22 protein-coding genes and 1 tRNA gene are annotated in these 23,814 nt (G+C 38.2%); 17 read left to right on the top strand and 6 right to left on the bottom strand.

Annotated elements, in window-relative coordinates; genetic code table 11:
- Window positions 1-37 precede the first annotated feature (37 nt).
- Window positions 38-679 carry an MBL fold metallo-hydrolase gene (locus ACTHN6_RS10020; protein ID WP_440435620.1) on the top strand — a complete coding sequence of 214 codons (642 nt, stop codon included), beginning with the start codon at window positions 38-40 and terminating at the stop codon, window positions 677-679.
- Here the strand turns inward: ACTHN6_RS10020 and ACTHN6_RS10025 are convergent.
- Window positions 657-2,243 (bottom strand): hypothetical protein, encoded by a 1,587-nt coding sequence (locus ACTHN6_RS10025; protein WP_440435621.1) that lies wholly within the window; start codon window positions 2,241-2,243, stop codon window positions 657-659. The genes ACTHN6_RS10020 and ACTHN6_RS10025 overlap by 23 nt on opposite strands.
- A gap of 1,178 nt (window positions 2,244-3,421) precedes the next feature.
- Here ACTHN6_RS10025 and murA point away from each other — a divergent pair.
- The 11 genes from murA (at window position 3,422) to ACTHN6_RS10080 (ending at window position 14,224) form a co-directional block, all read left to right on the top strand.
- On the top strand, window positions 3,422-4,729 hold the full coding sequence (gene murA / locus ACTHN6_RS10030; protein WP_440435622.1) for a UDP-N-acetylglucosamine 1-carboxyvinyltransferase: 1,308 nt from the start codon (window positions 3,422-3,424) through the stop codon (window positions 4,727-4,729).
- A gap of 252 nt (window positions 4,730-4,981) precedes the next feature.
- Entirely contained in the window at window positions 4,982-5,281 is a 300-nt protein-coding gene (locus ACTHN6_RS10035) for an RNA recognition motif domain-containing protein (RefSeq protein WP_440435623.1), read from the top strand.
- A 9-nt stretch (window positions 5,282-5,290) separates the two neighbouring features.
- Complete coding sequence (locus ACTHN6_RS10040) at window positions 5,291-5,671, top strand: hypothetical protein (RefSeq protein ID WP_440435624.1); 381 nt, start codon at window positions 5,291-5,293, stop codon at window positions 5,669-5,671.
- 63 nt (window positions 5,672-5,734) lie between these two features.
- On the top strand, window positions 5,735-6,958 hold the full coding sequence (locus tag ACTHN6_RS10045) for a DEAD/DEAH box helicase (RefSeq protein WP_440435625.1): 1,224 nt from the start codon (window positions 5,735-5,737) through the stop codon (window positions 6,956-6,958).
- Window positions 6,959-7,011: 53 nt separating this feature from the next.
- On the top strand, window positions 7,012-7,458 hold the full coding sequence (locus tag ACTHN6_RS10050; protein WP_440435626.1) for a cold-shock protein: 447 nt from the start codon (window positions 7,012-7,014) through the stop codon (window positions 7,456-7,458).
- 42 nt (window positions 7,459-7,500) lie between these two features.
- On the top strand, window positions 7,501-7,752 hold the full coding sequence (locus tag ACTHN6_RS10055; RefSeq protein ID WP_090658081.1) for a short-chain dehydrogenase: 252 nt from the start codon (window positions 7,501-7,503) through the stop codon (window positions 7,750-7,752).
- Window positions 7,753-7,791: 39 nt separating this feature from the next.
- A complete protein-coding gene (locus ACTHN6_RS10060) occupies window positions 7,792-8,853 on the top strand; it encodes a 3-oxoacyl-ACP synthase III family protein (protein WP_440435627.1) in 1,062 nt (353 codons plus the stop codon).
- A gap of 194 nt (window positions 8,854-9,047) precedes the next feature.
- The gene (locus ACTHN6_RS10065) at window positions 9,048-11,381 is read left to right on the top strand and encodes an ABC transporter permease (protein ID WP_440435628.1); all 2,334 of its coding nucleotides are present in this window, start codon (window positions 9,048-9,050) and stop codon (window positions 11,379-11,381) included.
- Window positions 11,382-11,457: 76 nt separating this feature from the next.
- On the top strand, window positions 11,458-12,282 hold the full coding sequence (locus ACTHN6_RS10070) for an MBL fold metallo-hydrolase (RefSeq protein WP_440435629.1): 825 nt from the start codon (window positions 11,458-11,460) through the stop codon (window positions 12,280-12,282).
- Window positions 12,283-12,814: 532 nt separating this feature from the next.
- The gene (locus tag ACTHN6_RS10075) at window positions 12,815-13,432 is read left to right on the top strand and encodes an START domain-containing protein (protein WP_440435630.1); all 618 of its coding nucleotides are present in this window, start codon (window positions 12,815-12,817) and stop codon (window positions 13,430-13,432) included.
- 324 nt (window positions 13,433-13,756) lie between these two features.
- The gene (locus ACTHN6_RS10080) at window positions 13,757-14,224 is read left to right on the top strand and encodes a SufE family protein (RefSeq protein ID WP_440435631.1); all 468 of its coding nucleotides are present in this window, start codon (window positions 13,757-13,759) and stop codon (window positions 14,222-14,224) included.
- A 198-nt stretch (window positions 14,225-14,422) separates the two neighbouring features.
- Here ACTHN6_RS10080 and ACTHN6_RS10085 read toward each other — a convergent pair whose 3' ends face one another.
- The 5 genes from ACTHN6_RS10085 to ACTHN6_RS10105 form a co-directional block, all read right to left on the bottom strand.
- Complete coding sequence (locus ACTHN6_RS10085) at window positions 14,423-15,412, bottom strand: glycosyltransferase family 2 protein (protein ID WP_440435632.1); 990 nt, start codon at window positions 15,410-15,412, stop codon at window positions 14,423-14,425.
- 19 nt (window positions 15,413-15,431) lie between these two features.
- Complete coding sequence (locus ACTHN6_RS10090) at window positions 15,432-17,477, bottom strand: glycosyltransferase family 2 protein (protein ID WP_440435633.1); 2,046 nt, start codon at window positions 17,475-17,477, stop codon at window positions 15,432-15,434.
- Window positions 17,478-17,480: 3 nt separating this feature from the next.
- Window positions 17,481-18,728, bottom strand: coding sequence for an ABC transporter ATP-binding protein (locus tag ACTHN6_RS10095; protein ID WP_440435634.1), 1,248 nt, complete (start codon window positions 18,726-18,728; stop codon window positions 17,481-17,483).
- Window positions 18,728-19,576, bottom strand: a complete 849-nt coding sequence (locus tag ACTHN6_RS10100) for an ABC transporter permease (protein ID WP_440435635.1) — start codon at window positions 19,574-19,576, stop codon at window positions 18,728-18,730. Before ACTHN6_RS10100 ends, ACTHN6_RS10095 begins: the two co-directional genes overlap by 1 nt.
- Before the next feature lie 158 nt (window positions 19,577-19,734).
- Window positions 19,735-19,795, bottom strand: a tRNA-OTHER gene (locus ACTHN6_RS10105).
- A 68-nt stretch (window positions 19,796-19,863) separates the two neighbouring features.
- Here ACTHN6_RS10105 and ACTHN6_RS10110 point away from each other — a divergent pair.
- From ACTHN6_RS10110 to ACTHN6_RS10130, 5 genes are all read left to right on the top strand, one after another.
- Window positions 19,864-21,150 carry a tyrosine-type recombinase/integrase gene (locus ACTHN6_RS10110; protein ID WP_440435636.1) on the top strand — a complete coding sequence of 429 codons (1,287 nt, stop codon included), beginning with the start codon at window positions 19,864-19,866 and terminating at the stop codon, window positions 21,148-21,150.
- 43 nt (window positions 21,151-21,193) lie between these two features.
- Complete coding sequence (locus ACTHN6_RS10115) at window positions 21,194-22,513, top strand: ATP-binding protein (protein WP_440435637.1); 1,320 nt, start codon at window positions 21,194-21,196, stop codon at window positions 22,511-22,513.
- 67 nt (window positions 22,514-22,580) lie between these two features.
- Window positions 22,581-22,895 carry a TOTE conflict system archaeo-eukaryotic primase domain-containing protein gene (locus tag ACTHN6_RS10120; protein ID WP_440435638.1) on the top strand — a complete coding sequence of 105 codons (315 nt, stop codon included), beginning with the start codon at window positions 22,581-22,583 and terminating at the stop codon, window positions 22,893-22,895.
- Window positions 22,896-23,132: 237 nt separating this feature from the next.
- Window positions 23,133-23,456, top strand: a complete 324-nt coding sequence (locus tag ACTHN6_RS10125; protein WP_440435639.1) for a helix-turn-helix domain-containing protein — start codon at window positions 23,133-23,135, stop codon at window positions 23,454-23,456.
- Between the two features lie 22 nt (window positions 23,457-23,478).
- Window positions 23,479-23,814, top strand: a 336-nt coding sequence (locus ACTHN6_RS10130; protein ID WP_440435640.1) for a CHC2 zinc finger domain-containing protein, incomplete at its 3' end; no start/stop codon positions are given.

Below are 23,814 nucleotides of genomic sequence, written 5' to 3' on the forward strand. Positions count from 1 at the left end.
AATTAGCATAATTACTTGTAAAGCATTTGCAAACAACATGATAAAAGTAGAGCATTTTACATTCAATCCGCTTGCTGAAAACACCTACGTTTTGAGCAACGAAAAAGATGAAGCACTTATTATTGATCCCGGCTGTTATTTTACAGAGGAAGAGAAGATGCTTCAAAATTATATAACAACAAAAAGATTAAAACCGTTGCTATTGCTGAATACACATTGTCACCTGGATCATGTTTTTGGCAATAACTGGGTGCACAAAACTTATGGACTTGAACTGCATCTCCATCAAGGAGAAGTGGTGGTGCTGGAAACGGCGCCGGCATCGGGCAATTTATATGGGCTTGGCTTTACAAATTACAAAGGACCGCTACATTTTTTAAAGGAGGGTGATGAAATTATTTTCGGCGATAATAAATTAAAAGTTTTGTTTACGCCGGGCCACTCGCCGGCCAGCGTTTGCTTCTACTGCAAAGCGCAGCATTTTATTATTGGCGGCGATGTTTTATTTCACGAAAGTATAGGCCGGTTCGATTTACCCGGCGGCAACGAAGAACTTCTCTACAAGAGCATACGGGAAACCCTATATGTGTTGCCTGATGAAACCATCGTTTACCCGGGCCACGGTGAGCCAACTACTATTGGCCACGAGAAAAAGTTTAATCCATTTGTACGGCCTTAGCGGGCTTTGCATGATGACGATGTTTACTTTCCAGGTATTTGGCATGAATGATTTCGCTCATAGGCTTTTCATAAACCTTGCTTTCAATCCATGATATTACATCGAGATAAGAGAATGCCCTCGTTTCAAAACGGTTTTTTTCCAGGTGTTTAACCCTTAATAAGAATATCTCCAACTGGGGTTTCATCTGCCTTGTTGAAATCTTTAAAGAGTTTCTTATAAACTTGAATATTTCTTCCTCAACCACAGAGAGATTTTTCATCTTGGCCATGAAGCGGTAAACAGACCTTGTAAGCGATTCGATAATTGTATCATTACCCAATTCATAATGTGCCATTAAATGCAGCAGCCGGGCGTAACATTGCAGGTCTATACGGAGGTTACTATGATCATTAATAACCCGCTGCAGATAATCGATGCAGGTATTATAATCACCGCTGCCAAAGTATAATACAGCAAATTTATAATTGAATATAAGTATCCGGTGCAGATCAACATACGCAGCATATTCCTGCAGGCCGGCTTCTATGCGTGGCACCAATTCCAGTCCTTTGGAGAAGGTACCCGTTATTAAATGCCAGTTTATTTCTGCAGCGCTTATATAGATGAAAGTGTGTACACGAAAATTATCATGCGTGCTGGAAGATGGGGTGGTAGCAAACCTTTCAAAACGCTTCAATATTTGCTGAAACATTTCATAGTGACGGAGATTAAACAAAGCATTCAGCAGCGTATGCATTCCTTTTATATAATGACCTGTTTCAACGGTGATCATTTCAGGCTCTTCATAAAAAAGATCAACCCATTTTTTGCTGTAACGGTAATACATTAAAAAGTCCTGCCGTATAAAAGCATACCAGCAATAACTTTGATAAAGATACAGGCGCTCATAAAAATCGGTAATACGCTCAATATCGGGTGGCAGCATTTGTTTGAAGAAAGACCGAACACCCTTTTCATCTTCAATATTTCTTGCATAACCATTTTGCACATACCAGCGATATAAAAGTAACGCAAGGTTCGACAGCTTAATAACGTTGTTAATATGCTCCCCTATGTCCAGTGCCTCGTTGGCAAGCAATTGCGTTTTTTCAAGCGTACTTCTTGTAATGTGCAGCGTCTCAATTTTCTTCTCAAGCGATATTACCTGTGCAAGGAAATTATATTTATGGTTTGCCTTTGCTATCTCTTTTGCCTTTTCAAGCATTTTAAAGCTCTGCAGCTTAAGCCCTTTATAATACAGCACCCGCGCATTATCAAGCAATTCGCTTAACTGGAGATCAATATTCACAGCCGTTTTCAGCAGCCTCAGGCTTGCCAGCAACTGTTTGTACAAATGCGCTTTTAAATTAGCCAGTTGGGGTTTGGTAACGGGCTTTAACCGCTTCATCAAAATCTTTTCATCATAATCTTCCATTTTATCAAGCGCATCAAAAAGATGTACGATTTTGAGGTTCTCATTAGAAGAACTCCGTTTTATATATAGTTTGAAATGCCTTTTTTCAGCCTTTTCCAGGCTTTTAATCAGTTGAAAAAGTGCATCTGTAAATCTGTTGGACATCATAACGAAAACTCTTTTAAAACCCTTTACCAATAAGGGTTACAGCTTTTTTTTAACACTGTTGGCGTAATCAAATTACGTCAAATTTGGTTTTATCCGGAATAACCGGTGAATTACTTTTACACCAGTTTAGTATTTCAGAGGCAGACAATCGTTAGAGAAGCAACCGGAAGAGGCCTGAATTCTAAATCAAAAAAGAAATTATTCGAACTTTTTCATATGGCAAGCAATCGTTAGAGGCCAGTCCGTTTCCACGGAAGGGCCATTTTTTTTAGACGGCGGCTAAGTTAGTATATAATTTCAATTTTTTATTCTTCCTGCACTTTTTCCCGCTATCTTTTTTCAAACCACAAATTTATAAGTAAAAGACACTATAAATTGTGTTGGGCATCATAGTACAACCAATCCTGTAATCCTTTGCCAGTAAGCGTTTTTGCATTTTTCTGCATCTTTTGCCGTAATCAAATTACACACATCTTTGTTTTTACAGGAGAAAGTCGCGGCTTAATTTTACACCAGTTTAGAAATTCAAAGGCAGGCAATCGTTAGAGAAGCAACCGGAAGAGGCCGAATTCTAAACTACAACAAACGAATTTTTGAACTTTTTCATATGGCAAGCAATCGTTAGAGGCCAGTCCGTTTCCACGGAAGGGCCATTTTTTTTGGCGGTAGCTAAATTAACAGCTAATCTCATTCCTCCAAATCTTTTTTAATATTTTTTTTCTTGGCCCGCAAAAACCTGGTTTTGAAACTCCCGGAAATACGTTGGGCATCATAATACAACAGATCCTGTAATCCTTTGCCAGTAAGGGTTTTTGCGTTTTTCTGCATCCTTTGCCGTAATCAAATCACACACATCTTTGTTTTTACAGGAAAACCCCGCGGCTTACTTTTACATCAGTTTAGAAATTCAAAGGCAGGCAATCGTTAGAGAAGCAACCGGAAGAGGCCCGAATTCTAAACTACAACAAACGAATTTTTGAACTTTTTCATATGGCAAGCAATCGTTAGAGGCCAGTCCGTTTCCACGGAAGGGCCATTTTTTTTGGCGGAGCTAAATTAACTGTTAATTTAAACTTTCCAACTTTATTCCGTTTTTTTTCTTGTCCATCTCAAATTCTTCTAAAACAGCATTGCCGAATTGGGGTAATTCACACTATCTTTCGCCTTCAACTATAACTATGTCAGCATTTGAAGTTATTGGCGGAAAAAGATTAAAAGGAAACATTACACCCCAGGGCGCAAAAAACGAAGCCCTTCAAATTATTTCTGCCGTTTTACTTACAGCAGATAAAGTAACGGTAAACAATGTTCCGGATATACTTGATGTAAACCGGCTAATTGAATTGCTGCAGTTGCTAAATGTAAAAGTGGAACGCCTTTCCAAGAATAGCTACGCTTTCCAGGCAGATGATGTAAATCCCGATTATTTTGGAACCAGCGATTTTAGGGATAAAAGCAGCAAAATGCGCGGTTCTGTTATGGTGGCAGGGCCCATGCTTGCCCGGTTTAAAAAAGCTTACATACCAAAGCCGGGCGGCGATAAAATTGGCCGGAGAAGGCTTGATACGCATATTATAGGGTTTGAAAAGCTGGGTGCAAAATTTGAGTATGATGAAAAGCTGAATGAATTCGTATTAAAAGCACCGGAGCTTAGGGGCACATATATGCTGCTGGATGAGCCCTCTGTAACAGGAACGGCCAATATTGTAATGGCTGCTGTTATGGCAAAAGGCACCACCACCATTTATCATGCAGCCTGTGAGCCATACCTGCAGCAGTTATGCAAAATGCTCAACAGCATGGGCGCAAGAATAAAAGGCATTGGCAGTAATTTGCTGGAAATTGAGGGCGTAGAAGAATTGCACGGAACTGAACATACCATGCTGCCGGATATGATAGAAGTGGGAAGCTTTATAGGACTGGCAGCCATGACGCAAAGTGAGATCACCATTAAAAATGCTGGTATCAAACACCTCGGTATCATACCTGATAAATTTCAGCAGCTCGGTATAAAAATGACTTTTCGCGGAGACGATATTCATATTCCCCAGCAGGATTTATATGAAGTACAACGTTATTTTGATGGCAGCACCGTTAGTTTTTCCGATCATCCCTGGCCAGGCCTTACACCTGATTTATTAAGCATTATACTCGTTACGGCCATCCATGCAAAAGGCAGTGTATTAATACACCAGAAAATGTTTGAAAGCCGGTTATTCTTTGTTGATAAGCTGATTGACATGGGCGCACAAATAATTCTCTGCGATCCGCACAGGGCGGTGGTTTTAGGTCTGGAAAGAAAGCAGCAATTACGTGGTGTGGTTATGTCAAGCCCCGATATCCGTGCAGGGGTTTCGCTGTTGTTTACGGCTTTAAGTGCACGCGGCAAAAGCATTATTCAAAATATTGAGCAAATACACCGTGGTTATCAGGATATTGAAGAACGCTTAAGAGGTCTTGGTGCCGATATTAAAACACTCCATTAGGTTATTTTTCCAGCGTCTTCCGGTCGGGCGCCAATTAGTGTTTCAGCCTTTACTCACCTGAAACCCAATCACATTGGCTGCTTTAACAAACAATAATTATATTAATCGCGCCCAAAAGCTTACCTTCGTTAGAATTGAGTCGTAAAAGCATACTTAAGACAATCGTATTTTTTACTTCGTTAAGAGTAAATCTTATCCTTCTCGCACTTTGTTTGTACTTACCTCAAGCATTATTAATTAAAAAATGTTTTTATGAACATCTATGTTTCTAATTTGAGTTTTCACACAAGTGAAGAAGACCTGAAAGATTTATTTTCAAAGTATGGCAGCGTTGCTTCTGCAAAAATTATTATGGACAGAATGACGAACCGCTCCCGTGGTTTTGCTTTTGTGGAGATGCCCTCTGAGGAAGAAGGCAATGAAGCGCTTAAAGGCCTGAACGGCAAAGAGGTGGAAGGACGTGCCCTTTCGGTTTCAGTAGCACGTGAAAGGGAAGAAAGAAGCGGTAGCAGAAACTCTTTTTCACGTTCCGGCAACAAACGTTCTTTTTAAAATTATTGCATGAATAATAAACAAATTGCATTTGCGGGCGTATGGAACAAGTACTTGCCCGCAATACGCATATTAGTTAAGAAAGCAGCAGCAGCAGAACAGGTTATTACTTTAAACCAGTCTGATATGGAGCGGGCTGTTGGCATTAAAAAGTCAGGGTACAGGTTTTCAATTGATTTTGTTAATGGCAGGCCTGACCTGCTGTACAGCAATAATGAAATTGCCCAGGCTTTAATAAGCGTATTAACCGAAGATGAAGTAATAAGAGAATATTTGTCAGGTAATAATTATACATTTTCATTTAATAATAAATATCAGCTTCAAATAAAAATAAACCTCACACAAAAAGAGGCAATGTCGCCGGATGCACAGGAAAGTGCTGCACGGTGAATCAGTTCACAGCATGCTGTTATTGGTAATTACACTATCAGCATAAAATAAATTAATCAGATTTTGGAATTTAAAGATTTAAAATTAGTTGCTCCTTTATTAAAAGCTTTGCAACAACAAGAGTACAAACACCCTACCCCCGTTCAGCAACAAGCTATACCAGTTGCATTATCCAACAAAGATTTACTGGCCTGCGCACAAACAGGTACGGGCAAAACAGCTGCTTTCGCGTTACCCATTTTACAAATGCTTTTTAATGATAAGAAAGAAAGTAATGCTTCAAACCATATAAGCGCTTTAATTCTCACTCCCACAAGGGAGCTGGCCATACAAATCGAGGAAAGCTTTAAAAGCTATGGCGCTTATACAGGGCTGAAAAGCTTTGCCGTTTATGGAGGTGTAAGCCAGTTTCACCAGGTAAAAAAATTGCGTCAGGGGGTTGATATTTTAATAGCAACGCCGGGCCGCCTGCTCGATCTTGCCACGCAGCGCCTCATTGCATTACAGCATATAAAAACGCTGGTGCTGGATGAGGCAGACCGCATGCTGGATATGGGTTTTATAAACGATGTACGCAAAATATTAGCACGGTTACCGCAGCAAAAACAAACCCTGTTTTTTTCTGCCACCATGCCGCCGGATATCATTCATTTATCGCAAAGCATTTTAAATAACCCGGTAAGCATAAATATAACGCCCGCTTCCACCACCGCAGAAACCGTTGAACAGGCTGTGTATTTTGTAGAAAAAAGTGATAAAAGATCGCTGCTTATTCACTTGCTAAAAAATGACAGTATTGATACAGCGCTTGTATTTACGGAAACAAAATTCGGAGCGGATAAATTATGCGCTGCATTGCGCAGGGAAAATATACGGGTGCAGGCCATTCATGGCGATAAAACACAGGCAGAACGCCAAAAAGCATTAAACAATTTTAAGAACAAACATATCAGCGTATTAATAGCAACGGATATTGCAGCAAGGGGAATAGACATTGAAAGCCTGCCATACGTAATCAACTATGAGTTGCCCAATATACCGGAAACGTATGTGCACCGTATTGGCCGCACAGGCCGGGCGGGCATTAACGGTAAAGCCATTTCATTTTGCGGGATGGAGGAAAAAATGTTGCTGCGCGATATTCATAAGCTTATTGACCGGTCAATTCCGGTAATGAAAGACCATCCCTTTCAAATGGCGGAAGCCGATACTTCCATGCAACCAAAAACGGCTATGCCTTTCCGGTCGTTGAGCAGAAAGAGAGATAAATCTTTCAGACAGCGATAACTAAACCAGGCGCTGTTACACGAAAGCATTAAGTTATTAAAGGAAAATATACCATGTCAAAATCAAAAGAAACATTCAACAAAAAAGAAAAGGAGAAAAAAAGATTAAAGAAGAAACAGGAAAAACAGGAAAAAATGCAGGAGCGCAAAGCCAATGCAGAAAAGGGCAAATCGCTTGATGCAATGATGGCCTATGTAGATGAAAACGGTAATCTTTCTTCCACTCCGCCCGATCCTAAAAAAAGAAAGGTATTTAATCATGAAGATATGAATACAGGGGTGCCCGTGCGTATTGAAGAAGATATAGAAAGGCAGGGAGTGGTTGATTTTTTTAATGATGCAAAGGGCTTTGGCTTTATTAAAGACGCTGTAACCAAGCAAAGTGTTTTCGTGCACATAAACCAGTTATCAGAGCCCATAAAAGAAAATGACAGGGTAAGTTTTCAAATGGAGCGCGGGCCCAAGGGCATGAATGCCGTGCAGGTAAAGAAATTACATTAAATCCCAATTCATCCTATTTATTCACTATATTAAAATCTCATTATGACAACAGAACAGATAGAAAAATTTTTCTCGGCAAATAATCATCCGGAAGTGCCGGTTAAAATAAGTTTCAAAACAAGAAATAATGTAACGGGCATTTTTATAAAAACACCCGATTTTGATGAGCTGAAAGCGAAGAACTTTTACCGCATTGTTTCTGAAGCCAATTTTGAACAATGGAAAAAATCGAAAGATTATAATTTATGCCGCATGTTTAATGGCTCCGAGTTTACAAAGCTGGCTATAGCCTAATTAAATTGCTGGCAGATTTTTTGTTTCCAATTTTTATAAGTGCACACAATTATAACCGGCTCCGGAAGTTTTATTCCGGCAAATATTATAAAGAACAATAGTTTTGAAAACTGCCTTTTTTATGATGAAAAAGGCAGTCTTATTCAACGCCAGCAGGCTGAAATAATTTCAAAGTTTCAGCAGATAACCGGCATTGAAGAAAGGCGTTATGCCGATGCCGGCACGAGTTCATCCTGCATGGCTGCAGAGGCCGGTGCTAAGGCCATTGCTGATGCCGGTATAAATGCCGAAACTATTGACCAGTTAATTGTTGCCCACAATTTTGGTGAGATAGGCAATGACGACATGCGATCAGAAATGGTTCCTTCCATCGCTTCCAGGGTTAAGCATAAACTCGGTATAAAAAATCCTTCCTGTGTAGCGTATGATATTTTATTCGGCTGTCCTGGCTGGCTCCAGGCACTTATACAGGCTGATGCTTTTACAAAAAGCGGCTTGGCTAAAACATGCCTTGTTATAGGCACCGAAACTTTAAGCCGTGTAATTGACCCGCACGACAGGGACAGCATGATCTACAGTGATGGCGCCGGCGCCGTAATAACTGAAGCATGCAATGATAACGACAGAGGTATTGTAGGCGTAAAAGCAGTAAGCTTTACCGGTGACGAAGCAGATTACATATGCATGGGTAGATCAAACAATGCAGGCATTGATGAGAGCAAACATTTTTTAAAAATGAAAGGCCGTAAAGTTTATGAATTTGCCCTTAAAGAAGTTCCGGCCGCTATTAAGTCCTGCCTTGATGAATGTAACATAGCTATACAGGAAGTGAAGAAGATCTTTATTCACCAGGCTAATGAAAAAATGGATGAGGCCATTGTTGAACGATTGTTTGGATTATACGGCAAACAAGTCCCCAAACATATAATGCCCATGAATATTAAATGGCTCGGCAACAGTTCTGTTGCTACCATTCCCACCTTATTTGATATGGTTGTAAAAGGCGCATTTAAAGACCACAGTATAAACAAGAATGATATTATTGTTTTTGCATCAGTAGGTGCGGGCATGAATATTAATGCCGTTTGCTACCGCATATAAGCATTTTCTTTTTACACATTTTTATTCCCAGAGCAGCAAGTCTTACGCTTTGATTATACATAATTTTTATAGTAAAATATCTTTCAAACTAAAAAAATAGTTTTTAAACTAATTATTTAGTTATATGTTTGAAAATGCTTCTTCGCTATTTCAAAGCATCTTTACATTATATACGGCATCAAAAAAAATTTTCGTTGCTTAATATAGCAGGGCTCGCAACAGGGCTTTGTGTTTTTTATTTTGCTTTTTTATATGTGCATTTCGAATTAAGCTATGATTGTTTCAATAAAAATGAAGCGAATATATACCGCCTGGTTACCGATGTGCAAACACAAACCGGCACTGAATACCAAAGTACTTCTGCACCTGTGGCGCCTGCCCTGGAAGCAGCTTTTCCACAAATAAAAACGGCTGCAAGAATATTTATCGACAACCTGATAATAGAAAAAGATGAAAACAATTTCAGTGAAGAAATTATTGCTTATGCAGATGCTTCCTTATTTAAGGTTTTTACATTGCCGTTGTTAAGTGGCGATGCTTCCGCAGTTTTAGAAGCACCTTATACAATTGTTCTATCTCAGACAGCGGCGAAAAAATATTTTGGCAATGAAAGTGCTATAGGCAAAACATTATTACTGGATGGAAAGTTTCCAGCAGCGGTGACCGGTGTTATGAAAGACATGCCGCATAATTCTCATTTCCGTGTAGATGTGCTTGTGTCGATGTCAACCTTGTTGAAAGAATGGAATACAAGCATGGCCTTGAACTGGGAACGCTTTGGATTTTACACTTATCTCTTACTGCAAAGCCAGCGCGATGCAACTGATCTCGAAACGCACCTGCCTGGTTTTATTAAAAAACATTTCCCTTCCTCATCTTCCAAATACACATTACATCTTGAACCTTTAAAATTTGTATATCTGTATGGCAAACCAAGAGGCTCAAGAACAGGCACTTCAGCACATGGAAACATAAGCAACGTTTATATTTTTTCGCTTTCTGCAATATTTATTTTGGTGCTTGCATCCATTAATTTTATCAATCTTTCTACAGCAATATCATTAAAGCGTGCAAAAGAAACAGGCATCCGCAAAGTGCTGGGTGCATCAGGCAAACAACTTGCATTACAATTTCTTTTTGATGCCTTGCTCATAAGTATTATAGCCCTGCTGCTTGCCCTTATGCTTTGTATGATGTTGCTTCCGTTATTCAATAACATCACAGGCAAAATAATTGAAACACATATATTCAATCATCCGTTGTATATATGCATGTTGCTTACCATAGCATTGATTACAGGTTTTCTTTCCGGTATATATCCGGCTATTTCACTAAGCCATATTAATGCGGTAAAAAGTTTAAAAACGCCATTCAATTCAGGTACAAAAGGGTTTACACTCAGAAAAATTTTTGTGGCTATCCAGTTTACCATTTCTATCGTTTTGATAATTGCAACACTCGTGATTTATAACCAGCTCAATTATATGCGCAACACAAATGCAGGTTTCAAAAAAGATCATTTGCTGGTGATAGATTTTCATTTTGATGAAAGAATTCTTACTCATACAGAAACTGTAAAGCAGCAGCTAAAAGAAGTAAAAGGCGTAACATTTGCCAGCATTGGTTCAGCAGTTATCGGCAGGGCAAACAGGATGCTTTCAATTGATATAGAAAACAGCAACGGCCATATAGTAAATGCCATGTGGAATATGTATGCTGTTGATAAAGATTTTATTCCACAATATCATTTGCAGCTTGCTGCAGGCCGAAATTTTTCTGCAACTATTCCTTCAGATACCAACGAAGCCGTTATTATTAATGAAGCCGCAGTGCGGGCTTTAGGCTACCCGGATGCCAAAGATGCCATAGGAAAAAGATTTGCATTTAAAGACAAGAAAGGCTTAATAACAGGAGTGGTGAAAGATTTTCATTTTAGTTCTTACGCAGATGAAATTGAACCGTTGATTATTAAAATGTCACCTTGGTTTTTCACGTTTATCGCATTAAATATTTCATCGCCGGACATAATGCAAACGGTAAATGATCTTCAGCAAAAATGGAAAACAATCGCACCGGGCCTTCCCTTTATTTACAGCTTTTCAGACGAAACATACGATGCACAATATAAAGATGAAGCACGGTTTGGCAGGCTGTTCACCTGTTTTGCAGCGATAGCTATTTTTATCTCCTGTCTTGGTTTATATGGCTTATCTGTTTTTAGCGTAACCCAAAAAACAAAAGAGATCGGGATAAGAAAAGTGTTGGGCGCTTCGCCGCTATCTATCATCAGCAATTTATCTTCTGACTTTTTTAAACCTGTATGTATTGCCATACTTATTGCATCACCCTTGGCATGGTTGCTTATGCAAAGATGGTTGCTCAATAATTACGCTTACCGCATATCAATTAGTATAGGGATATTTTTTGCAGCAGCGGCTATTGCACTTTTGATTGCTTTTCTTACTATTTGTTATCATAGCATAAAAGCCGCTTTTGTTAACCCTGTTAAAACTTTGCGGAGCGAATAGCAAATAATTTTTTACAGGCTGCTGCCGGTAATCACTTGCCTGTCTTCTCTTTTCTGCTAATTCCTATATTTATTGCATGGAAAAATTGAATATAAAAGGAAAGGAATACAATAATATTTGCCTTACCTGTGGCACACGTTATAAAGAAACAGCGCCGGCAGCATGTGCTATTTGTGAAGATGAACGCCAGTATGTTCCCATGACCGGCCAGCAATGGACGAGTTATGCCGCGCTTGCTGAAAACAAAACGATCCGCATCAATCAACGATCTGAAAATTTATTTGACCTGAAGATAATACCTGCGTTTGCTATTGGCCAGAAAGCTTATCTTATTACGTCACCCGAAGGCAATCTTTTATGGGATTGTATTCCATATCTTGATGAAGCAACTGTGAACTTTATCAATTCCAAAGGCGGACTGAAAGGTATTGCCATTTCGCATCCGCATTATTATAGTTTGATGACAGCATGGGCTGCAACATTCAATTGCCCGGTTTATATTCATGAAGCAGATAAAGAATGGATAATGGATGATGCCATCAATATAAAGCTATGGAATGCGGAAGAATTTAATTTATGGAATAACATGAAGATCGTGCATACAGGCGGACATTTTGCAGGCAGCACCGTTTTACATGCACCTAATATAGGTGACGAGGGAAGCCTGCTGGTGGGTGATACACTGCAGATTGCACCAAGCCTGCAATTCATCAGCATGATGTACAGCTACCCTAACATTATACCCTTACCGCTAAAAGAAATATTACATATTTACAACAGGCTTGCGCCTCTACAGTACGATACGATGTATGGCGCTTTTGAATGGCAAACAATTGCCGCAGGCGCCAGGCAGCTTTTTCAAAGATCGGTTGATGTGTATCGTGATTTGGTTAGCTTTTAAAGCAGGTAAATATGGAAAAGAATTCTATGTTGACAATAAAATCATTGCTTTTATAGAAGAAGCTTAAATATTTATTGCCTTAACTGCTAACGGAATTAAAATTTTATGATGTGATGCTCCAGTGCGCAAAGATGAAACTCAGCCAACGGTTTAATATTGAATTATACATTTCAAGCAATTTATCCTGCAATTCAACCTGTTTCTAAAAAAATCATTTCTTCCTTTTATAGATTTTGGTTTGCTGTAACCATTTTAATAATGTTTATAAAACTGTAATTTTTTTAAACAGTGTAACATTTACAATGCATATCGTTTAATATAATAGCTGCAGCATATTATATGGATGAATGCCATTGATAAAACGCAGGATTAATTTTTAAAAGAGCTGTTAACCTATGCTGATATTGTTCTTTTTGAGGTTGCTGGCTTACCGGTTAAAACTCATCAGGAAAAATAAAAAACAGGATTGAATAATTCCTTTAAAAAAGCCGAATCTCAGCAGGTCTCATCTTATATTACTAAACGATAAACCATGAAATTTTTACTGTTCACCATTGCAGGTTTGCTGGCTGTTAAAAATAATTCATCTATACAGGAAGAAACAACCTACGTTTTGGTTAAAACAAAAAATAATATTGCACTGTATGAACATTGGATTAGCGGCGCTTTCAACACAAGCATAAGAGAATTAAAAGTTGAATTTGCCACCTCTGCCGGCCATGAAAAAATTATCGCTTTGCTAAAGAATGCTTCGCGTGGTAAGGATTGGAACAAAAATGCGGTTGCATTTAATACCATAGTACAATCAGACAATAGTTGGATAACGTATATACGCTACCGCATTCCGTGGCCTTTTGATGACCAGGATGTTTGTATGCAGTATCACGTGATACCTGGCAATAAAACAGCACATGAAGTGCATTTTCAAAGCGTAACAAGTGAACACTTTCCTGTCAATAAAAATGTGACAAGAGTTGCAGGCGCCAAAGGCAAATGGGTGTTTAAAAAAAGCAGCGATGGCAAAACAGAAATAGTTTATACTATTGCCACAGAAAAAAGTTCCCAGGTGCCGAGATGGGTATCTGACCCGCTGGTACACAATAATCTTTTAGATGCCATGGATGCTTTAAGAAAAATTGTTGAAGATTAATAAAAAGCGCTAAACAAAACACGGCAACTACCCTAAATGGTTACAAACAAAACTATTGATGCACAACACTATAATTCACCCGTAATTTTATTTACGCAATTACAAAAAAAGACGATATTTTTGGAGTTGTGCCACTTTAATCAATAAGCACGGCAACTATTTGAAGTTTACAATTCTGACAGGGCTTTAATTAATAAAACCCTGCACATACAGCAACTCTTTATTCCAATGTTTGGCAACGTGGTTTATTCTTATTGAATATAACGGAAGCTGAAATTAACATCGCGCATTAAACAATATTTGTAACGCTTAAAATCTGTTATTATGCATTTAAACAAAGTACAAGACAAGATCATTGAAGAATTTGAATCTATCATTGATCAGGTTAAAGGCAAATTCAGGTATTTCAGGCATTTTGCAAATTTAGGCAGATCGCTGCCCAACACAACCACAGTAGAAAGAACAGAAGATAAAATGATTAAGCTCACCAGGTCTAAAATATGGCTGGATGCAGCATATAAAGATGGCAAGGTTTATTATGCAGGAGACAGCGACAGCAGCATTATTAAAGGCATTTTAATGTTGTATATTAAAGTTTTTTCAGGAAGAACTCCCAAAGAAATTATAGATTCAGATGTTTATTTCACGCACGAAATAAACCTGCATAATTATTTGCCACTTAACAGGCGGAATGAATTATCATCTGTGCTGCAGCGCATGCGTGCCTTTGCAACCAGGTTTAAAATCTCCAATTTAAACGCAGACGATTCCAACATTTCATTGGCAGTATAATACCTGTAGCCTTAATATTGTTTAGATTTTGTTTCTCCTGAAAATTTCGGCATCTTTCCCGCTGTCTTCATTGTCTTGTATGGAGAGATGGCGGGAATTGTAAATTATTTCCTTTTAAAGTTCTTATGCTGTTCAATGCACAGGTAACCAGCATAGAGCGGGAAAATCAGATTCTGTGCAAAAAGCTCATCTCAATTATTATAATTTATAACGAACTAATCGCTTTATATACATTTTAAAAAGGAAGAAAAAGGTTATAGGGTTTTTATGCATCTTATAAGCAAGCTTCGCCTGTTGGATTGCCTGCTTTGAATTGTGGTATCTATGATATACCATATCAGATGTTCTGGCATAATAAACAGACCAGTTTCTTTCAGCATTTTTTTTCAGCATTTCTTTTTTTTGTGCGGGCAAATAATTTTGAATGGTATTAATTGTCTTTGCAATATCCTTTATATGCTGGCCGTTTTTAAAATATTTTGATGTAATATTTTCATTATCATGAACGCGGTAGTTAGCAAACTTCAATGGCGTGAAAGCGAAAGGATAATGCGCTGCAATGCGCACCCACATTTCCCAATCTTCGCTGTAATGCACGCCAAAAAAACCACCCAGCTTTTCATAAACTTCCCGCTTGACAACAACAGATGGCGGTTGCAGCTTTTGTCCCTGTGCAATTGTGTCTAACCAATCGGTTAAAATGCCACGCTCATCACTAATTTTTTCATTCGGGTAAAGAAACCCGCCTGCTTCATCCACATGCCAGAAGGCGCAGCAGGCTGCACCTGCCTGCGGAAAATCTTTAAATAATCCCTCCATTGCTTTATAAAATCCGTCATCAACAAAATCATCTCCATGCAATAAGTGAATATAATATCCTTTGGCGCGGTTAATACAGGTTTCAAAATTGCGGAGACTGCCCATATTTTTTTCCTGCCTGAAATAATCAACCCTTCCATTTCCGATCCGCTGAACAAGCGCCTTAACATCTGCATCGGTGCTGCAATCATCAACCACTTCAATCTGCATTTGACGCGCCCCTTCATCCTGCTGCAGCACATTCTCCAAACAACGCTGTAAAAACTGCGAACAGTTATATACAGGAATCATTACAGACCATAGTGGCCTTTCAATACCGGGGTCAATTGGCTTGATAACAGGGGGAGATTCGGGGATTCGATAATTCATAATAATCAATATACATTAGTCAAGAATAGTAGCTAATCCAATTCTGAATGCCTGTTTTGTAAGCTATTCTTTCTTCCTTATTCAATAAAAAATTTTCTTGTTTTTTTAGCACTGATAATGCAGCTTTAAGCATAAATGTTTTATTCTTCGACATGTTTGATGAATGCATCCTATAAACGGCTATTTTATTTTGATGATGAATAGCCGGCAGCTTCCTGCTGATACGCAGGTTAAGATCATAATCCTCGCAACTGTGCAATTGCGTATCAAAATAAAAATAAAAAAATAAATCCCGGCGATACATCACAGTTGCTTCCATACCAATGTAATTGCCCTGTAATAATGAAAGATAAATCAAATCTTTTTTTGCTTCGGCAAGCGTAACGTTTAAATAATTCCCTTCTTCATCAATTTTATCAAAGGTACCAGATACAAATGCCGCATGTTTATAGGTATTAAAAAAATAGAGGTTTAACTCAACAGCGCCGGGATATAAAAAATCATCGGCATCAAGAAAAACAATATAATCACCTGTAGAAAACTGAACGCCGATATTTCTCGCTGCCGATAAACCAACTCTTTCAACACGCACATAACTGATGCCCGGAAACGCATCACAAACATTTTTTGTTTTGTCTGTTGACCCGTCATCTACTACCACAATTTCTATATTATTATATGTTTGGCGGATGGCGCTGTTAATGGCTTCTTCTAAATAATGTGCCTGGTTATAACAAGGAATAATTATAGAAACAAGCGGTTGTTCTTTACCCGTTATTTCGCTTAATAATTCCTGCGGAAAACTTAAAGTGTTTTCCTGCATTTCGTTTTTATGCTTATTATAAAATCTTTTACCTGCTTTATATCCTTTTATCTCTGTTAACAGCGAAGAAAATTTACCGGTAATAATCTTCTTAAATTCCTGTTTAAACCTGCTTCTGTAATAAGCCGGCAGCGTTTTTTGAACGCGTTTTATATTCCCTTTATGTCCATACTTTTCATGCTGAACAAGCAAGGCACACACATGGCCTTTCATATAACTGAATAACTGCTTACGCAAGTCTTTCAGCGCTTTGCGATGTTCATGAAAAACATATAGATGCGGATAATAAATGCAATTCCACCCTTCAGCCAAAATACGGTACCACATTTCTGAATCACCGCTGCACCCCGCTGCACCAACATCCAATCTTTCGTCAAATAAACCAACGAGATTGAATGCTTCTTTGCGAAAAGCCATATTAGCCCCAGCTCCAACATCCCATGCGGGAACGCCTTCATCAACCGCAGCTAAAAAATATTGGTGATCAAAAATTGTCGGTATATAGCCTTTATTAAACCCCCAGTCCTTTTCAAAAATATATTGAGCTTCTGTACTTAATTCAACCGGTATAACAAGCCCTGTAACGGCCATTGTAAGCGGATTGGAAAAACAGGTTTTTATATTGCTGATCCAGTTAACGGGGATTTGCACATCATCATCGGTATAGGCGATAATATCATGCGAAGCACATTTAGCACCGGTGTTTCGGGCAATGTCCAATCCCTTTCTTTCTTCACGCACGTAACGAACATGCTGAAACTGTTCAACAATCTTCTTTGAATCATCATTATCCGGCGCATTGTCAACAATAATCAATTCAAATTCCCGGTCGCTATTTTTCAATAAAGATGCAATGCATTTTTGTAAAGCCTGCGGTCTGTTGCGCGTGCATACAACAACCGAAACCGGTCCCGGATCTTCTTTGCTGATAGCTGCTTTAAACGTGTTGGTGCTTTCTGTGAGCAACGCATTCAACCCGGTAAAGTTCCCTTGCTGCAAATAATGCTGCCAATCAATAGTCGCACTATTATGCATATAAACAGCAATTGTTTTTCCTATTGCCGATCTTATTGCATCAGCCATTTTTTCTTTTGAAAATTCCTCCTGTGTTTCAACCCACACATGGCCTAAAGGAAATTGATTACTCCAGATAACAATGTAATGATTGCCTGCATTGAGTTGCAGCGTTTCAGCTTTGTCCAGTTCAATATGTGTTCTTGTATAAGGTTGAAATTCTGCCATGCGCTATTCGGCTTTTGCTTTTACAATTACAGGAAAAGATGGGCGCACATAACCTATCCATTTTCCAAACCAGGCTGTATCGCTCCTATAGTCTTCCACTTCAAAAGATAAGCAGGCTTCAAAATAAAACAAACGTTGTGTGGTGTTTTTTACAAATACAACAGAGATATAATAATTGCCATCGTTTAAAAAATTGCCGGGAATGTTGCAATCAACTTCATACAAACCATTATTATATCTTTTAGGTTCGGAACAAATATCAAAAATGCATTCTCCGCTGAATGTAAAAAGATGAATGCCCACAATAAGGCTCCCGGGCTGAATATCCCTGTACCAAAATTCAATATGAATATGAAGCGGTGTTCGAATATCCACCACATCAAAGCCATCGATATAATCGGCAGTTAAAGCCGCCTCTTTTATCCTGATATAATCATTACCCGGTGCTGATTCCGGCGCCTCGTAAGATTGATGTGTGAAATTGTTTTGCTGCTTTTTTAAATAATTACCAATGACCGTTTCCGGTTTGCCTTCATCTACAATTTCTCCCTGTTTCAATGTTATACAGCGATGACAAAGGTTTCTCAACGCCTGCATATTATGGCTAACAAACAAAACTGTTTTGCCCTGCTGCGATGAAACTTCTTTCATCTTACCCAAACATTTACGTTGAAATTCCGCATCGCCAACAGCAAGTACTTCATCAACAATCAGAATTTCAGGATCAAGATGCGCAGCCACAGCAAATGCAAGACGCATATACATTCCGCTTGAGTAACGCTTAACAGGTGTATCAATAAATCTTTCAACGCCTGAAAAATCAATTATCTCATCAAGCCTGGATGTAATTTCTTTTTTATTCATGCCAAGAATATTTCCATTCAGGTAAATATTTTCGCGGCCCGTAAGTTCAATGTGAAAACCCGTGCCTATTTCCAGTAAACTTGCAATTCTTCCGTTACCATAAACGCATCCCGATGTTGGTAATGTAATGTGTGAAATAATTTTTAGCAGCGTTGATTTACCAGCGCCGTTATTGCCAATAAAACCTAACACTTCACCACGCTGCACTTCAAAACTCACATTGCGTAAAGCCCATATTTCCTGTTTTGAACGTTCATTTATTTCATCACTTACAGCTGGCTTTCGTTTTATCCAGTTAGCCAGATCTTCTCTTAACCTGCCCGAACCTAATTTGCCCAGGCGGTAATATTTTGAAACATGATCTGCTTTAATCATTAATGCGCTCATCAGATTATATCCATCAGTTTTGTTTCAAGCTTTTTAAATAAAGCAAGCCCGGTGATTAAAAGAATTATTGTGATGGCAGTTGCAACAAGCAATGGCTGCAACTGTAATGTATTGGATGAAAAAAAACCTGTTCTGAAAGTTTCAATAGCTGGCGTTAACGGGTTAAGCCAAAATATTGTTTTTAAATTTCCGGGAACAATTGATGCGGGATAAATAACGGGCGTTGCAAACATGAACAGGCGGATAATGAATTGCAATGCATAATCAAGGTCGCGGTAGCGTGCAGTGATAATGCTGATGATTAAACCGGCGCCTAGGGCAAACGCCGCTGTAAGCAATAATAAAAATGGCACTAAAATAATTGATGCCGATATATGCACTGAATGGTCTGCAGCAACAAACGCAACATATATTACTACAAATAAAACCAGCTGCACCAGCATACGTACCGTATGGGAAATAATATTGCTTAACGGAACAATCAGTCTTGGAAAATATACTTTTGAAAACAAGGTGGAATGATGCAAAAATGTGTACATGGTGCTGTTAAGGCAATCGGAAAAATAACTCCAGATAATGATACCGGGTAAATAAAACAGCAGCGGTGGAATACCTTCCGTGGATATTTTCGCAATTTTTCCGAAAATGATATAATAGGTAATGGTTGTAAGAATCGGTTGTAATAAAATCCAAAACGGGCCTAGAATGGTTTGCTGATAGTTGGCAATAAGATCACGGCGAACAAAGCGCAGTAAGAGATCTTTATATTGCCATATTTCTTTAAGATCCCATTTAAATAAACCGATCTTGTGATCAATTTTCCAATCCCATTGAAGGTTGTTATTCACAAGTAATTTTTGAGAATCTAAAATAAGATAAACCGCAATCCCAATTGTGAAACTTGCCGGTTACGTTGTAAAAAGTGGTAAGTGTAAAATTAAAGAAATAAGGCCTGTTATTGCAGAATATGTGCTGAATCACCAGTGGGTTGAAATCAGACCTTTTGTGGAGAATACCGGATTCGAACCGGTGACCTCTTGCATGCCATGCAAGTTTTTGGCCTAATTTAGCTTTACCTGCCTTTACTTATCTTTTTCTGAAAATCAATACAGTATTAAGTTTCAGGCCATGTTGCATGCAACAGGTTTATTCAAAAAAACCTACATTTGGTTTTACCTGGGTTTTACCTATTTCTATGTTAGTAAAAATTAAAGCACTTCTTTGGACGCATAAAGCCACTAAAAATGGCGAACATGAAATCCGGTTAAGGCTTACTCTTTATAAAGAGGTAGTGTATCTTTCTACAGGATATACATCAAGCGTTGATGATTGGGATAAACAGAATGACTGCCCTAAGCCAACTCATCCTAAGTTTAAATCCATTATTAAAAAAATAGGAGATTTAACTGAAGCCATTGATTTTGAAACTAAACTTCTTTTGAAGAAAGGAATTGATATTATTCCTCTTTCAGACATAAAGAATAAAATCAAAACGCCAATTCAAAAGTCTGTAACTGCAAAAATTCTGGTGTTCTATCAAACTATTATATCAGAATTAGAAGAAGAAGCGAGAATAGGTTATTCAAAAGTCTTTAGGTCCAGCAGAGATAATGTCAGGAAATTTCTCAATGGTGCAGATAAAAATTTTATCAACTTCACTAAGAAGGATTTTGAGGACTACGAAAAGCATTTGCTTCGAACTGTTCACCAGGAAAGTTCAATAAGCGTTTATATAAGAACCTTTTCAAGGCTATGGAATATTGCGATTGAGCGGGGATTGTGTCCGAAAGAACATCATCCTTCAAAATACATTAAGTTCAAAGCATATAGGCGATTTAAAACTAAGAAAAGGGCTTTGTCTTCTGAGGTTATTCAATCAATTGAATCGTTGCCGTTTGAAATAAATTCCCGTGAATACAGGTCTCAACAATATTTCCTTTTCAGTTATTATGCAAGAGGGATAAACTTTATTGATCTTGCCAAGCTTAAAAAAGGGAACATTCAGAATAAAGAGATAGAATATATAAGGTCTAAAAACAAGCGCCATTATCATTTCCAGCTTCATCCTAAAGCTTATGCCATTATTAATTTCTTTTTATCTGTTCAGCGCGAAGGATGCGAATATGTTTTTCCAATTTTAACCAACAGGCACAATACTCCAAAAAGTATTGATGCAAGAATTGACAGCGCACTTAAAGATTTAAACGAAGACTTGTCAAAAATGGCGAAAATGATAGGCCTTGATAAAAAACTTACCTCTTACGCCGCCCGACATTCTTTTGCAACTAACCTAAGAAATAAGAAAGTGAGCGTAAGTATCATCCAGGAAGCTTTAGGGCATGAAACGGAATTGCAGACCACTACATACCTGGATGAAATTGATGATACTATTGTGGCAAAAATGATAGAAGAAGCCCTGTAAACACAATTAAATTAATGCATCTTTAATATAGATTGACTTTATAATGCCTGAACAACAAAACATAGAATACAAGCAAAGCTGGCACGATGACTATTTGAAATGGATCTGTGGCTTTGCCAATGCCAACGGCGGTATTATGTATATTGGTATAAATGATACGGGTAAAGTTGTTGGTGTGCCTGACTATAAAAAATTGCTGGATGATATACCAAACAAGGTCAGAAATACAATGGGTATAACGGTTGAAGTTAACCTGAATGAAAAGGAGGGGAAGTATTTTATCGAAATTATTACAATGTCATATACTGTTCCCATATCTATACGAGGCAGGTATTATTACAGAAGCGGCAGTACAAAGCAAGAGTTAACAGGCGCTTCACTCAATGAATTTCTTTTAAAGAAATCGGGAAGAACATGGGATGACATAATTGAAGAAAGGGCAACTTATGATGATATAGCCAATAATGCTGTAAAGATATTTCTCAATGCATCAGCAAATGCAGGCAGGCTTCCGGAAACCAATACAAGTCTGGATATTCAAGACTTATTTGAAAAACTAAGAATTGCTGAAAACGGCCAGTTAAAAAGGGCCGCAATTATTTTATTTGGTAAAGACCCTGGCAGGTTCTATGCGAATGCTTTTGTAAAAATAGGCCGCTTTGGCAGCAATGATGCGGATATTATTTTTCAGGAAGTGGAAGAAGGAAATTTAATTACATTATTGCAAGCCGTCGTGAATCAGTTAAATCATAAATTTTTGACTCGCCCGATAGAGTTTGAAGGCATGCACAGGATTGAAAAATCTGAATATCCTATAGCTGCTATTCGTGAAATGCTGCTGAATGCTTTGGTACATCGAAATTATATGGGCGCGCCTGTTCAAATCCGCGTGTATGATGATAAGATAAGTATATGGAACGAAGGTATGCTGCCGGCCGGTTTAACATCGGATGCTTTAAAACGTTCGCATGCATCCAAGCCAAGGAACCCGGTAATTGCTGATGTTGCCTTTAAGGGAGGTTATATTGATGCCTGGGGTCGCGGCACAATAAAAATTTTGGATGCCTGTAAAAGCGCCGGATTGCCCGAGCCTGAAATGCAGGAAATTAATGGAGGCTTTAATGTTGTTTTGTTTAAGAACGCTTTATCTGAGGAGCAACTGTTAAACCTTGGTCTTAATCAAAGGCAAATAAAAGCAGTTATGTATGTGAAAGAAAAAGGAAGAATAACCAATAGAGAATACCAACAATTGAATACCTGCTCAAGAAATACGGCTAGCAATGATCTTGCTGATCTGGTAAAGAAGAACATTTTCAAACCGAGTGACGTAAAAGGTGCCGGAGCTTTTTACCAGTTAAAGTGAATTGCACAATAATTGCACAAATTGCACATTGATTGCATCATAATTGCACCGGTAAACAATACAATTAATGATAGAAAGCCTTTCTGAAAAAGTTCAGCTTTTTAAATCTGTATTCAAAGGCAGGGAAGATGTGTTTGCTGTTCGCTGGGAAATAAAAGAGAAGAGTGGTTATATGCCAGCGTATTATTATGATCCATATTTATACCGTGCGCATAAAATGAAGGGAGGTTCTTTCAAGAATTACAATGACAAAAGCTTTTTGAAACTAACCGATAGTGAAATCGAAAAACATTTAAATGGGGAACAGTACATACACGATTATTCAGACCAACGAAAAGGTTTTGTTCTTTTGAAGGATTCAATTAAAGGACAAATTATTTAGATTGATGTTTGTTAAAAATTCTAATACCCACACCTATTCAAACCATATCAAACCTTATCAAAACAATACAAGGCTTCACTTCATTTAATATAAGTTGATCGCTTTTGCAACACCGATTGTTAATGAGCAGTAGATTGATCCTATTCAAAATCTGAATAGGTGATTTATCCGCAATTATCTTTTCTATTTTTGATGTAAGAGTATTTCTTATTGTGAACAAGATAAAAGTGACGAAAGATGCAAGAAACGCCCATGTTGTTTCCCATAGCTCCGGCGGAGTTCTGGAAAAAGATCAGGTCAACGATTGAAGAAGTGGTTAGCGAAAAAATCAATCAGCCATTTCAATCACCACCAACCGACCACCTTCCCGAAAAAGCCTTATTAAAAGCCAGTGATGTTTGTGCTGTATTCCAGGTATCCAAACCAACACTCTATGATTGGCTCAGACAGGACAAACTCAAAAGTTTCAAGATTAAATCAAGGCGCTATTTCTTAAGAACAGATATAGAAGCTATGATCAAAAAACAGCTTGAAGCAACTGTAAGCAGCACTACTATTTAATCAACTTTAAAATTTAAAGATCATGACTTGTGCAAAGGCCAACGAAGTTGACCTGGTGGATTATTTATATGCATCAGGGTATACGCCAACAAAAATAAAAGGCAATAATTATTGGTATATATCACCATTAAGGGATGAAAGGACAGCATCTTTTAAGATAGACAGAAGTAAAAATGTATGGTACGACCACGGTACTGGTAATGGAGGAACGGTGATTGATTTTGTGATACAATATTTCAACTGTGATGTGCAGCAGGCATTGCAAAAATTAGAGAGGTATGTTGCAGATAATAAACTCCGACTGTTGACGAATAATGTCAAAGAAAGCGAAAAACCACTTTCTTTTCAACAGCAAAAA

This window comes from Parafilimonas sp. (genome assembly GCF_051953455.1).
Classification (GTDB): Bacteria; Bacteroidota; Bacteroidia; order Chitinophagales; family Chitinophagaceae; genus Parafilimonas.

Excerpts from the sequence above, each read along its gene's own strand:
- ACTHN6_RS10040 (WP_440435624.1), top strand. The coding sequence starts at position 5,291 with ATGAATAATAAACAAATTGCATTTGCGGGCGTATGGAACAAGTACTTG.
- ACTHN6_RS10115 (WP_440435637.1), top strand. The coding sequence starts at position 21,194 with ATGCCTGAACAACAAAACATAGAATACAAGCAAAGCTGGCACGATGAC.
- ACTHN6_RS10085 (WP_440435632.1), bottom strand. The coding sequence starts at position 15,412 with ATGAATTATCGAATCCCCGAATCTCCCCCTGTTATCAAGCCAATTGAC.
- ACTHN6_RS10055 (WP_090658081.1), top strand. The coding sequence starts at position 7,501 with ATGACAACAGAACAGATAGAAAAATTTTTCTCGGCAAATAATCATCCG.
- ACTHN6_RS10125 (WP_440435639.1), top strand. The coding sequence starts at position 23,133 with ATGCAAGAAACGCCCATGTTGTTTCCCATAGCTCCGGCGGAGTTCTGG.
- ACTHN6_RS10080 (WP_440435631.1), top strand. The coding sequence starts at position 13,757 with ATGCATTTAAACAAAGTACAAGACAAGATCATTGAAGAATTTGAATCT.
- ACTHN6_RS10050 (WP_440435626.1), top strand. The coding sequence starts at position 7,012 with ATGTCAAAATCAAAAGAAACATTCAACAAAAAAGAAAAGGAGAAAAAA.
- ACTHN6_RS10095 (WP_440435634.1), bottom strand. The coding sequence starts at position 18,728 with ATGAGCGCATTAATGATTAAAGCAGATCATGTTTCAAAATATTACCGC.
- ACTHN6_RS10020 (WP_440435620.1), top strand. The coding sequence starts at position 38 with ATGATAAAAGTAGAGCATTTTACATTCAATCCGCTTGCTGAAAACACC.
- murA (WP_440435622.1), top strand. The coding sequence starts at position 3,422 with ATGTCAGCATTTGAAGTTATTGGCGGAAAAAGATTAAAAGGAAACATT.
- ACTHN6_RS10110 (WP_440435636.1), top strand. The coding sequence starts at position 19,864 with ATGCAACAGGTTTATTCAAAAAAACCTACATTTGGTTTTACCTGGGTT.
- ACTHN6_RS10035 (WP_440435623.1), top strand. The coding sequence starts at position 4,982 with ATGAACATCTATGTTTCTAATTTGAGTTTTCACACAAGTGAAGAAGAC.
- ACTHN6_RS10120 (WP_440435638.1), top strand. The coding sequence starts at position 22,581 with ATGATAGAAAGCCTTTCTGAAAAAGTTCAGCTTTTTAAATCTGTATTC.
- ACTHN6_RS10090 (WP_440435633.1), bottom strand. The coding sequence starts at position 17,477 with ATGGCAGAATTTCAACCTTATACAAGAACACATATTGAACTGGACAAA.
- ACTHN6_RS10025 (WP_440435621.1), bottom strand. The coding sequence starts at position 2,243 with ATGATGTCCAACAGATTTACAGATGCACTTTTTCAACTGATTAAAAGC.
- ACTHN6_RS10075 (WP_440435630.1), top strand. The coding sequence starts at position 12,815 with ATGAAATTTTTACTGTTCACCATTGCAGGTTTGCTGGCTGTTAAAAAT.
- ACTHN6_RS10070 (WP_440435629.1), top strand. The coding sequence starts at position 11,458 with ATGGAAAAATTGAATATAAAAGGAAAGGAATACAATAATATTTGCCTT.